The sequence below is a fragment of the Methylotuvimicrobium alcaliphilum 20Z genome (assembly GCF_000968535.2).
GTDB lineage: Bacteria > Pseudomonadota > Gammaproteobacteria > Methylococcales > Methylomonadaceae > Methylotuvimicrobium > Methylotuvimicrobium alcaliphilum.
Genome location: NC_016112.1, coordinates 1,784,288 through 1,796,735, shown reverse-complemented (window position 1 = coordinate 1,796,735; position 12,448 = coordinate 1,784,288). Strand labels below are relative to the sequence as shown.

The following is a 12,448-nucleotide window of genomic DNA, read 5'->3' as shown; positions in this document are numbered from 1 at the left end:
AGCAGCCAATGGCCTTTCATGCAATCAACCCCGTTGACGGTAGCACTATACTAACCTTGGACAACTGGGAAGCGTCCCGGTTGTCCAAGGCAATGGATGTTGCCGAACTGGCAGCCGGGCCGTGGGCCGACACGCCGATCAAAAAACGTTGTGAGCTGATGTATAAAGCAGCGGAGGTCTTGCGGACACGTCAGGAAGAGTTGGCCACGATCATCACCCAGGAAATGGGTAAGCTGATCAAAGAATCGCGCGGCGAGATCGAGAAGTGTGCCTGGGTATGTGAGTACTATGCCGAACACGGGCCGGGGTTCCTCGAAGATGAATATATCGAAACCGACGCCGCCAAGAGTCTGGTCGCTTATCAGCCGTTGGGGATCATCCTAGCGGTGATGCCATGGAACTTCCCATTCTGGCAGGTCTTTCGCTTTGCGGCTCCGGCACTGGTGGCGGGTAATACCGGATTATTGAAACACGCCTCGAATGTGCCGCAGTGTGCGCAGGCAATTGAATCTGTGTTTAAGGAGGCCGGCTTTCCCGTAGGGGTCTTCACGACACTGATGATCGGATCAGTTCAGGTACGTGGTGTGATCGATGATCCACGAGTCAAGGCTGTGACCTTGACCGGCAGTGAGCCGGCCGGAAAATCGGTGGCGGAGGCAGCCGGCGCGAATATTAAAAAATCCGTTCTGGAACTGGGCGGGTCGGATGCCTTTATCGTGCTGGACGACGCCGATCTGGAACTGGCGGTAAAGCAGGGTGTGACTTCGCGTTATATGAATGGTGGCCAGAGCTGTATCGCGGCCAAGCGGTTTATCGTGGTGGATGCGATTGCCGATGCATTTCTGGAAAAATTCAAAGCCGCTGTGGAAGATCTGCGTACTGGTGACCCAATGAGTGTAGATACCACCCTGGCACCGATGGCGCGCCATGACCTGCGCGATGAATTACATAAGCAGGTGATTGAAAGTATCGAGGCGGGCGCGAAGATTGTTACCGGTTGCGCGCCAGAAGCCGGCAGTGGTGCTTATTACCAAGCCTCCATTATTGATCATGTTAAACCCGGTATGCGTGCCTGGCACGAAGAACTGTTCGGCCCGGTCGCAATCGTGATTCGCGCCAAGAATGAAGATGATGCAGTGTCTATTGCCAACAGCAGCGACTTCGGCCTTGGCGGCAGTGTCTGGACGCAAAGCAACGCGCGCGGTGAACGCGTGGCGCGACAGCTGCAATGCGGTGCGGCGTTTGTGAACGGCTTAGTAAAAAGCGATCCGCGGATGCCGTTTGGTGGTATCAAACGTTCCGGTTATGGGCGTGAGTTATCGCATCATGGTATTCGCGAGTTTGTGAATGCCAAGACGATCTGGATTAAATGATTACTACTGTCATTGCGAGGGGCCTTGGAAAGGCGACGCAAAACGGTACCAGGACTTGCAATCAAGCATCTATACTCAAACTAACAGGCAGTTACCCCCAAACCTTAAGCCGGTCGGCGCTTTGCTAAATCTTACAGCAACTCCTATGTGGATGGTTACTTGCTTTATGGGTCGAGGGTTCGCATACGACCCAAACCGGTCTCTTAATTTAGATGTTTGACTGTCGCTTGAGTTGGTAATTGCGGTCATTCAAAACGTGGATTTGGAATTATCCCGATCGATTTATCATGAATGAAATGTAGGTTATACCGTTTAGAACATCTAGCGTTGAAGCAGCATTCTTGACAATAAAGCAGGAAAAGCCGTATGTTAGCCCGGTCGGGACAATAACTTGATGGCTCCGCTTCGCGGAGCCATCGGGTCAGATAAGGAGCTTGAACATGTCAAAACGTCATACCGTATCAAACATAACGCCATCAATTAGATCAAGCAGGCGCTTAGGCGCTCCTTATCTGACCCGTTAGGCGAGCAAGTAAGCTCGGAGGGTGGGGTCATCGAAGCTAATGAAAGTACATGATATTCTTCGGAAACTAAAGGACGACGGGTGGTATCACCACAGCACGCGCGGTATTCAAGCACCCTTCGAAACCCGGTAGGGTGACGGTGCCGGGAAAACCCGGGGATGATTTAGCTGTCGGAACGGTGGACAGCATTTACAAACAGGCACAGGCAGGCTGGAAATAGGTGCAGCTATGAAGTACGCAATTGTCATTGAAAAGGCAGAAAACAATTACTCAGCATATGTTCCCGACTTGCCGGGTTGCATCGCGACTGGAGCCACGATCGACGAGGTAGAGGCCGAAATTCGCGAGGCTATCGAGTTCCATCTTGATGGAATGCGAGAAGACGGCGAGCCCATTCCTCCCCCAAGCAGCCACGTCGAATACGTTGATGTCGCCTAACAACCGGTTCAACTCGGACGCGGGCAAAGCCCGCGCCGGTTAACCGGGGCGCTAAGCGATTGCTTTCGTACTTACTGCCATCACACGCTAAAATCTTTGAATATCGCAAAATGGCCGATCCAAGGCATTCAAAACCTGGCTGGGTTTTAGAGGAATCGGTGACGGTTAGCGATCGGAATGCCTAGCGGTTTTGATCGGAATACGCATGATAGACACATTATCTTAAGATTTCGTGAAAAATAACTTCCTGGAGCTATGAGTTTTGTAGCGGGTTCGGTGACTCGCTTGACAGACCCAGCACCTAAATTACCCAAGATAGTTAACCATGACCAATGGGCTATGGAATTTAGGTACTGGGTGAATACGTCCGTGCAGGCTTGACGACAGCGACTAATTGCCATGGATGGCGTGTATTAAGGCAATGCAGGAGCAAAAAATCCGCCCTGCCGCCGACAACCTGTCAATCGAGTTACCGAACCTGCTTACCGTGCATTAAAAATAGGGAAGTTATTTATACCTATCGCACTTCAAATTTCGGCATTTGCCTATGGAGGTGCCGGGGTGTCCGGCAAAGGCTTTGATAGCATGGATGCTATCATAGAGCCTACACGGACGTATTCACGGCGTCCTTTGACGGGCACCCCGACACCGAATTTTGACCAGCAAAGGGTATATGACCGAATCCATAGTTACTATTGCCCATTCTCGCGCGAATCCTTAAGGTCAACCTATGCCACGCAAAAATCGGGAACTGTGAAAAGAAGCAAACCTAGTCAAGCTAAAAACTTGAACAAAGCCTCTTGATTAGCGGCGGGTAATTCAACCAAAAAATCGATCTGCTCGGAAAAATCCTGCTGTAAAATTCGCCCGTCCAATTTTTTGAGTTGATACTCGAACTGCTGCATTTGAGGATAGGCGAGCGTTAATCTGACTCTTGTCAGTTCCACATAATCTATGATTTCCGCCGATTCGATGACATGCTTCGCAGCGTTGCCGTAAGCCCGCGTCAACCCACCAGCACCGAGTTTCACGCCACCGAAATAACGAATCACCGCGACTAACACGTTGATGAGATCCTTACCCTCCAAATGCTGAAAAATCGGTTTGCCGGCCGTGCCGGACGGCTCGCCGGCATCATGAAAACGACAAATGAATACTTGCTCCGTCCGAATTCGATAAGCGAAAGCGATATGACTGGCATCCGGATAGTCGGCCGCCAACTGCCTGAGACATTGCAAAGCCTCCTGCTCATCGGCAACAGGTATAATGACTCCGATAAAACGCGATTTTTTGATGATGTCTTCAATCGTATGACGTGATTTGATGTACTGCATTTTTATTTTCGATTTCTTTAGGATTCAATAACGAATCGTCACCTGCGATCAACCTAGAAAAAGCATTTTTGTCCACGAAACACACGAAAATCACGAAAATATTCAATTAGTTATATACCTTTCGCACTTCAAGTTTCGGCAGTGCCAGAGGAGGCGCCTGAGTGTCCGATAAAGGCTTTGCCAGCATGGAGCTGGCATAGAGCCTACATGGACGTATTCACGGCGTCCTTTAGCGGACACCCAGGCGCCGAATTTTGAGCTACGACGGGTATACTATTCAAGTTGCTTACCCAATGGGTGACTCAAGAGATTTATGTAACCGGATGATTACGTTCGTGTATTTCGTTATTTTCGTGGACTGACTGCCAAATTTAGGATCAACCTTTGTTCAATTATGACTACCCCTTTTAATTATTGCCTACGCTATTATTGCTCCATCATCGGCATTTTCGCCCTAACGTTAACAGGCTGTTCAACGGTAAGGGAATCGCTGCCGGCGCGGACCGCAACCGAACAACTCTTACTCTCCACTGCAGCCGATCACGCCGCACAAAAATTGGCGATTAATTTACCGAAACACCATAAAATTTTCCTGGACACTCAATATTTCGATACCGTCAGCACCGATGCTAAATATGCCATAGGCGCGATCAAAAACCAGTTATTGACTCTTGGATACCCCGTTGTCAGGGATAGAAAGGAGGCCGATTCCATTATCGAAATCCGTTTGGGCGCCTTGTCGATCAATCAACACAAAAGCCGTTGGCTGGGACTACCGGACCTGAACGTCCCCATTCCGCTGACGGGAACCATTCCGATACCGGAAATCATTTTGCTGGGCAACAATAAACTGGAAGGCATCGCCAAGATTGGCTTGTCTGTGTATGACGCCAAGGAAGGCACGCTGGAAAGTGTTATTGAGCCAAGCTATGGTTTTTCTCGATTCGTTGAGTGGACAGTGTTATTAATCAGCTGGACCGATTCCGATTTGGTACCGGAAAATGCCCGCGACGAACATGAAAGTCTCAGGCTTCATGAACGTTTGTTGATCAATGGCGGATTTTAAACCAGAATCCGGAAATTTAACCATGAAGAGCCTATGTCATCATTATTACCGCTGAGATGCAGGCGAAGCATGCGCTCCAGTACCGCCATTGTTTTAATATTTTTTAGTCATTAACTGGATCTGAAAATGCTGTATTACTGCATTGAGTTTATCCATTGAGTTCATTTATGGTATTGATACAGTTTATAAAGCACTCAATTCTCTCTCCTTCATTATCTTCATGGTGAAATGCTTTTCTAGTTTAAAGAGCACCTTTGCGTTTTTGCTTTCGTACCAACTTTTTCGCAGCCTTCTGCTCCCTGATCACGGCCAGCTCGGCCAACTCTTGCTCCATCATCGCCGGCGTTTCCAGCGTGAGTCTGCCCAACATCCCCGAACGAAGTTCGGACAACAATATCTTAGCGGTCTTGTCGAGATCGACTCGGCCGCCGGAGCGCAAACAACCTCGGCTTTTCCCAATAGCAAGCATCAAGTCGTGCTCGTTGTTAGGAAGAGGATCGAGCTTGAATCGATCAACTAGATAATTCGGATAAAGTTTAAGCAAAAATTCGGCGGCAAAATACGCAATATCGTCATGCTTGATCGCGGTATCCTTGATCGCGCCGGTCACCGCGAGCCGGTAGCCGGTATTTTTATTTTCCAAATTCGGCCAGAGCATACCTGGCGTATCGAGCAAAACGATATTGTTTCCGATTGCGATGCGCTGCTGAGATTTAGTGACAGCCGGCTCATTGCCAGTCTTAGCGATGACTCGTCCGGCCAAGGCATTGATCAATGTGGATTTTCCGACATTCGGTATGCCCATGATCAACGCATGAATCAATCGATTATCCGACTCTTCAAAAGCCAGCAATTTGCGGCATAATTCCGGCAACTGCTTGATTTTTTCCGGTTGTTCGATACTGAGCGCTAGCGTCTTCACGCCTTGTTCGCGCTCCAAATAACCTTGCCATTGCCGCGTTGCATCAAAGTCGGCCAAGTCGCATTTATTCAATACCTTGATGCAAGGCTTAGAACCACGAAGTTGCGCTAATAGCGGATTTTCACTGCTGAACGGAATACGCGCGTCGAGAATTTCAATGAACAAATCGACCTGAGGCGCAATCTCCCTGATTTCCTTCCCCGCCTTGTGCATGTGCCCCGGATACCATTGTATATGCATAATAAATCGTCAAATTCCAATAAAAATCATAAACCAAGTCCATCTTTCCCCTTTCCAGCGTCGAACGGGTGTTATAAAACCGCTCGCAGCGTTTCCATCCTCTTTGTCACAAATGCATCTGAAGCTTATCGATGACAAGACCTCCGCTTCATCACGTAATGATCCGTTCATTCGTATCGCGGGCTTCTCTTCTGCCTATCTTATTGTCGTTACTAGACGCTGGAGCGTGGCAACAAGAACTGTCGCAGTTCATGTGATGATACACGCACACAGCCCCCACCCATGCTCTATATCGCGAAGCTTGAGCTTCGAGTATAGCTTTCCCAAGCAGGAACAGCGGTATCTTTCCCCTTTCCCCTTTCACCTTTCACCTTTCACCTTTCATCTTTCATCTTTCATCTTTCATCTTTCACCTTTCATCTTTCCCCTTTCATCTTTCCCCTTTCACCTTTCACCTTTCACCTTTCCTCTTTATTACCTTCCCTCTGCTCCAAAACAATCAACCAAGGGCGCTCTTGGGTCGGCTTTACAATGCCTTTGCCATCCAATTCCACGCGCGTCATCGACACCGCATCGAGCACATTGCCGCCGATCACTTCGAGCGCATCGTGGTTTTTGGCCACGACCAAATCGCAATGATAAGGCCCTCTGCGTAATTGTTTGAATGACTGGACTTGTTGCGTAAAAACTTCGCTGCGCGGCGCGCATAACAAATCGCCGGGTTTAGGACTGAAAAAATGCGCGTCGCGGGCGATAAAGCGGGCATTTTTTCCGGCCGACAGAGAATGTTGGATATAGTCCCAATGCAACACGGTCGAAGGCAAATCCTGTTCCGACACACCGGCGCTACGCGCCAACCAAACAATAAAGGCAGCCGACCAGGGCCGAACTTCACCTTCGTGATTTAATAAAGGCAAATGCGTCGCGTTGTACCAATAAAGAATGACTCGGGAGAAATAAGGTGCTTGGGTTTCGTGCGTCGCCTCCTTGTCTTCTGGAAAGATCAATTCGGGTTCGCCGCCGTTATAGTCGGCTATGGGACGTCCGAATAGAGACCATTCCTGTTGCGCCAAATAGATCATGCGTTCCCGAACCGAAGGAATCGCGAAAACCGGATCCATACCGCTTTGATACATGATCCGGAACGTCCCGTCCTTGACCGGTGTCGTGCAAGCGGACATCAACAGTATCGGCAGCCAAAATAGCGATCGTAGAAAAGATTCGGGGCGTCTTATCCATTGCAACAGGTACGCGGTGCACATCCTACAAGCTATCGAAAGTCTAGACACGGCTCCTCCAGAATACGGCTCAACCCGACTCGACAATATACCGCAAAGCGAGGTCCAATGCTTTCGGATCGCCGCTGATTAGTGCGTGAGCATCGCTTTCACGACGCAACCAGGTGAACTGCCGCTTCGCCAATTGCCGGGTCGCGGCGATGGCTTTCTCGGTCATCTCGGCATGCTCGTATTCGCCTTGTAAATACGACCACACTTGTCGGTAACCGACCGCACGTATCGACGGCATTTTTTCCGATAAATCGCCGCGCCGATAAAGTTTTTCCACCTCTTCGACCAAGCCTTGTTCCAACATTTGATGAAACCGTTTTGCGATGATTTCGTGTAGTAGTTTTCGGTCCTGCGGCGCGATGATCAATTTGACCGCGCGAAAAGGAAGCGGCTGGGTCTCTGCTTCGCTGAACAATTCGGTCAAGGTTCTGCCGGTCAATCGATACACCTCGAGCGCCCGTTGCACCCGCTGCGGATCGTTCGGATGAATACGCGCGGCGGAGTCTGGATCGACTTGCGCCAGTCGCCGATGCATCGCTTCCTTGCCGATGTGTTCGAGCTCTTTATCCAGTTCAGCCCTGACCGCAGCGTCGGCGGTCGGCAGTTGCGCCAATCCGTGATTGAGCGCATTGAAATACAGCATCGTGCCGCCGGTCAACAAGGGCAATTTGCCGCGCGCGCTGATATCCGCGATCAATTCCAGCGTTCGGGATCGAAATTGTCCGGTCGAAAATGTCTCGCTCGGATCGAGAATATCGATCAAATGATGCGCAATGCCGCCTCTTTCAGCCGGCGTGGGTTTCGCGGTACCGATATCCATGCCGCGATAGACGAGCGCCGAATCGACACTGATAATCTCGGCATCGAGCGCTTCGGCCAGTCGCACCGATAAAGAGGTCTTGCCGGAAGCTGTCGGCCCCATCAAAAAAACCGCCGTGGGTTTGGCTTTTTCGTTCACGATACGCTTACCGTCCGCGCAGGAAAAATTTATCCAGTTCCTGAGTCGATAGTTCGACCCAAGTCGGGCGTCCATGATTACATTGCCCGATGCGTTCGGTCCGTTCCATGTCTCGCAACAAGGCATTCATTTCGTCGATCGACAAACGGCGGCGCGCTCGGACCGAGCCGTGACAAGCGACCGTCGCGAGAACTTCATTGGCTTTTTCCTGAATCCGCGTGCTCAAGCCGTGCTCGATGATATCGGCCAACACGTCCCGAATCAGTGCCTCGCTATCGCCGCCGGCCAACAATACCGGCACCGAACGCAACACGATCGTTTCAGGACCCGAGCGGTTCAATTCGAACCCGAGCGCATTGAAAAAATCCTGGTGCTGTTCGGCCAAATCGGCTTCACCAGCGCTGACCGCGATCTTGATCGGCAACAACAATGGCTGACTCGGCACGCTACCGTTATTGAATTGTTGCTTCAAGCGTTCATAGGTGACGCGCTCATGCGCTGCGTGCGTATCGACCAGAATGATGCCTTTCGGCGTTTCGGCAAGAATATAGATATTATGCAGATGCGCGACGGCATACCCCAAAGGATGATACGACTCTTCGCCGGGTGGTGCGGGCTTGGGGCTTTTGCTTTCAGGTTCCGGCTCGGCCGCCGGATACAGTGATGCGTAAGCGCGAATATCCTCCTCGACATGCAGCGGCAGCGTATTTTGCTTCGGCTTGGCTTGAAATTGGACTTGCGGATTGACGGGCGGCTGCTCCGAAGTTTGCGGCGGCATCGGAACAAATTCTTCAATCGGAACGGACCGTTGTTCTTGACTCCCCGGCCGTAAATCGGCCAAAGACCGATGCAGCGCCCGATACAGAAAATCATGGACCAGACGGCCTTCCCTGAAACGGACCTCGAGTTTAGCAGGATGCGCGTTGACATCGACCAAGGCCGGATCGAGATTCAAATACAGCACGAATACCGGATGGCGGCCGTGATAAAGCACATCCTGATAAGCCTGTTTCACCGCATGCGAGACCAACTTGTCCTTGATCAAACGGCCGTTGACATAAAAAAACTGCATGTCCTGCTGGCTTCGCGAAAAAGTCGGCAAACCGACCCATCCGGTCAATTGCAAACCCGAAGCCTCGAAATCGATTTTGACCGAATTGTCGATGAACTCCGAACCGCAAATACCGGCGATACGCTGTTCGCGCTGCACCTCGGTCGTGACCGGTTTTAGATTCAACACTTCGCGTTGATTATGCGTCAAGGCAAATCCGATATCGAAACGGCTCAACGCCATGCGTTTAATCAACGTTTCGATATGACCGAATTCGGTTTTTTCGGTTTTGAGAAATTTTCGGCGAGCCGGGGTGTTGTAAAACAAATCGCGCACATCGACGGTCGTGCCTTGAGGATGCGGGTCAGGCTTCGGATCGAAATTTTGCTCGGAACCGTCCGCATCGACTCGCCACGCGCAATCGGCAGCCTCGGTTCTGGAAATCAACGTCAGCCGGGCGACCGAGCTAATGCTGGGCAAGGCTTCGCCGCGAAAACCCATTGTCGAAACATGCTCCAAATCGTCGAGTGTCGCGATTTTGCTGGTGGCATGGCGAGACAAGGCCAGCGGCAGGTCATCCTTGTCGATACCGCAGCCGTCGTCTCGAATTTTGATCCGGCGCATGCCTCCCTGCTCGATTTCGATGGCAACAGACGTAGCCCCGGCATCGAAGCAATTTTCGACCAACTCCTTAACGACCGAAGAAGGCCTTTCGACGACCTCGCCTGCGGCGATCTGATTGACGAGTTGAGTCGGAAGAGAATGAATACGCATTGAACAGTCTGAAACCAAATCGGCTATTTTAGCCGATCGGTCAAAGCCGTGTCAGTTTGAATTACAAGGCTACTCACTTAATGCGGAACAGTTTAAGGTTAATCCGTTCGTGGTGAGCCTGTCGAACCATGGGCGGATTAACCGTCCACCCTTCGACAGGGCTCTCCTGAGCGCAGCCGAAGGGCTCAGGGCGAATGGTTAATCCTTAGTGCTTTTGTCCCGCCTTAGGTCACTGCCATTAAGTTACCTGATTAGCAAGTTTCTTCAGCTAAAGCCCAAAAACCAGCATATTCCTAGCAGGACGGGGTTTGCAACCCCGTCCTAAACGTTTTGACTTTGGCCGAAGTCAGCCGAAATGTTTAGGGCAAACCGAAACGTTGGGGACGGGTTAAATAACCCGTCCCGCAGAAGTGGCTACGACTGGCCGCTGCTCGGACAGTTGGCTTCAGCAAGCTGAAGCATCTTGCTAATCAGGTTAAGTTAAGCCGTTCGTGGTGAGCCTGTCGAACCATGGACGGCTTAACTTATCGACCCAGGATTTTTCCATTCACCCTTCGACAGGCTCAGGGCGAACGGTTAATCCTTAGTGCTTTTGTCCCGCCTCAGGTGGGAAGCCAATTAAAACAAGCAAAAATCTGCGTGATTTTCGCGTGTTTCGTAGATAAAGTGCTTTTTATCCTGAAAAAAGCAGTTGGCATGTGTTGTAGACCGTTCGTACTGAGCCAAGTCAAAGCATGAAGGGTCTACAACACTTTCACCGGCCTGGTGAAGCCTCAACTGCTCATTTATGTTTATATACTCATCGTATATCAAAATTCGGCGCAGGGGTGGCCGTCAAAGGACGCCGTGAATACGTCCCTGTAGGCTCTATGCCAGCACCATGCTGACAAAGCCTTTGTCGAACACCCCGGCGCCTCCTCTGGCATTCCCGAAATTTGAAGTGCGAAAGGTATAGATAACAGGATTGGTAAACCAAACCCCGATTCACCTTTCACCTTTCACCTTTCACCTTTCACCTTTCACCTTTCGTCTTTCACCTTTAAAAATCACCCATCAACAGGAATACTTAAAACTTGGCCGATCCTAACCTGATTACCATTCATTGCATTAGTCGTTTTAATTTTCTGCATGCTGATTCCGTATTGCTGCGCTATACCTGACAGAGTTTCGCCTCGGCTGATGACGTGTTGCCGACCTTGTTCGGCAATATATGTTCCGGCCGGCGCCGCTTGCTGAAAGTAACTGTCGATACCATTGAAAATAGCTCTGGCCATTTTGTTCTGATGGGCAACACTACGCAATTTACTTTCTTCGTCCGGGTTCGAAATAAAGGCAGTTTCGACCAATATTGCCGGTACATCGGGCGATTTAAGCACCAAAAAACCTGCTTTTTGCACCGATCTAGAGTGTAAATGACCAACTTGCTTCAGACTTCCGAGCACCTTTGTCGCTGCATTTTGACTGGCTTCTTGAGTGGCGGTCATCGATAGATCGAGTAGCACGGACGCCAATACGTCGTCTTTATCGACTAAGCTGACGCCTCCAACCAGATCGGCGGAATTTTCATGATTAGCCAACCATCGCGCCATTTCGGTCGTCGCACCTTTGTTAGATAAGGTAAATACCGACGCACCTTTAACGCTTGGATTATCGTAGGCATCGGCATGGATCGATACAAATAAATCGGCCTTTGATTCTCGAGCGATTTTCATGCGTTTTTTCAGATCGATATAATAGTCGCCCTGACGCACCATCACGGCTCTCATTCCCTGCTTCCTATCGATCAATGCCGCCAATTTTTTTGCGATCGCAAAAGTCACATCTTTTTCATGAGTGCCGTGCGGACCTTTTGCCCCAGGGTCTTGACCGCCATGTCCGGCATCGATCGCTATTACAACGTCTTTGCTTCGTTGCGGCGCTTTTTTCACCGGTTTATTATGTGCTACAGCTAACGCTTCGGACCTCGCGGAAGGCCTTTTAACGGGATTAAGCGAAGCGTTTCGCTTTGAAACCAATGGATGCGATGCAACCGACAGTGTAACGGGAGGCTTGGCAGCAAGACCGTCCTGTTTGGCAAAAAAATCAATCATCAATTGATAGCCACCGGATTGATTAGCAGGAATCGTCAAATTCTTAGCTATTCCGTTCTTTTTCAAATCGACGACAACTCGCAAATCTTTGTCGTTACGAACCGCGCTTCGAATTTTTTTAAACAACGGATGATTCGCAGACGGCTGGTCAAGTTTTCCGTTTAAGCGAGCATCACGGATGTCGATAACTAAACGCGGAGGATTATCTAGTTGGAATACTTTATGTGAAAATTTTGCCGATAGATCGAAAATCAAACTAGAGTGATCGGAAGACACTTGATGCTTCAAGGAATTAACCGCCGTTTGTTGCGCAAACGCCGACCCTGCCCAGAAATGCAACACCGCAATGAATAAGATATTGATAAAACTACGCATGACCTAACCTAAGC

At 50.1% G+C, this 12,448-nt stretch carries 10 protein-coding genes; 4 read left to right on the top strand and 6 right to left on the bottom strand.

From position 1 onward, the window contains the following. Positions 1–8: 8 nt before the first annotated feature. From MEALZ_RS07685 to MEALZ_RS07680, 3 genes are all read left to right on the top strand, one after another. Positions 9–1,373 carry an NAD-dependent succinate-semialdehyde dehydrogenase gene (locus MEALZ_RS07685; RefSeq protein WP_014148057.1) on the top strand — a complete coding sequence of 455 codons (1,365 nt, stop codon included), beginning with the start codon at positions 9–11 and terminating at the stop codon, positions 1,371–1,373. A gap of 609 nt (positions 1,374–1,982) precedes the next feature. Then, the gene (locus MEALZ_RS24000) at positions 1,983–2,117 is read left to right on the top strand and encodes a type II toxin-antitoxin system HicA family toxin (protein WP_456299097.1); all 135 of its coding nucleotides are present in this window, start codon (positions 1,983–1,985) and stop codon (positions 2,115–2,117) included. 8 nt (positions 2,118–2,125) lie between these two features. Next, on the top strand, positions 2,126–2,335 hold the full coding sequence (locus MEALZ_RS07680) for a type II toxin-antitoxin system HicB family antitoxin (protein ID WP_014148055.1): 210 nt from the start codon (positions 2,126–2,128) through the stop codon (positions 2,333–2,335). Between the two features lie 773 nt (positions 2,336–3,108). Here the strand turns inward: MEALZ_RS07680 and MEALZ_RS07675 are convergent. After that, positions 3,109–3,669, bottom strand: coding sequence for an IMPACT family protein (locus tag MEALZ_RS07675; protein WP_014148054.1), 561 nt, complete (start codon positions 3,667–3,669; stop codon positions 3,109–3,111). A gap of 394 nt (positions 3,670–4,063) precedes the next feature. Between MEALZ_RS07675 and MEALZ_RS07670 the strand changes: the two genes are divergently transcribed. Continuing rightward, positions 4,064–4,735, top strand: a complete 672-nt coding sequence (locus MEALZ_RS07670; RefSeq protein ID WP_014148053.1) for a DUF6655 family protein — start codon at positions 4,064–4,066, stop codon at positions 4,733–4,735. Positions 4,736–4,976: 241 nt separating this feature from the next. Here MEALZ_RS07670 and ylqF read toward each other — a convergent pair whose 3' ends face one another. The 5 genes from ylqF to MEALZ_RS07640 form a co-directional block, all read right to left on the bottom strand. Continuing rightward, complete coding sequence (gene ylqF / locus MEALZ_RS07665) at positions 4,977–5,897, bottom strand: ribosome biogenesis GTPase YlqF (RefSeq protein WP_014148052.1); 921 nt, start codon at positions 5,895–5,897, stop codon at positions 4,977–4,979. 458 nt (positions 5,898–6,355) lie between these two features. Further along, on the bottom strand, positions 6,356–7,159 hold the full coding sequence (locus tag MEALZ_RS07660; protein WP_046061045.1) for a DUF2272 domain-containing protein: 804 nt from the start codon (positions 7,157–7,159) through the stop codon (positions 6,356–6,358). Between the two features lie 46 nt (positions 7,160–7,205). After that, positions 7,206–8,144 carry a tRNA (adenosine(37)-N6)-dimethylallyltransferase MiaA gene (miaA, locus tag MEALZ_RS07655; RefSeq protein WP_014148050.1) on the bottom strand — a complete coding sequence of 313 codons (939 nt, stop codon included), beginning with the start codon at positions 8,142–8,144 and terminating at the stop codon, positions 7,206–7,208. A gap of 7 nt (positions 8,145–8,151) precedes the next feature. After that, the gene (gene mutL / locus MEALZ_RS07650; RefSeq protein ID WP_014148049.1) at positions 8,152–9,969 is read right to left on the bottom strand and encodes a DNA mismatch repair endonuclease MutL; all 1,818 of its coding nucleotides are present in this window, start codon (positions 9,967–9,969) and stop codon (positions 8,152–8,154) included. A gap of 1,046 nt (positions 9,970–11,015) precedes the next feature. Continuing rightward, positions 11,016–12,434 carry an N-acetylmuramoyl-L-alanine amidase gene (locus MEALZ_RS07640; protein ID WP_014148048.1) on the bottom strand — a complete coding sequence of 473 codons (1,419 nt, stop codon included), beginning with the start codon at positions 12,432–12,434 and terminating at the stop codon, positions 11,016–11,018. Between the last annotated feature and the right edge of the window lie 14 nt (positions 12,435–12,448).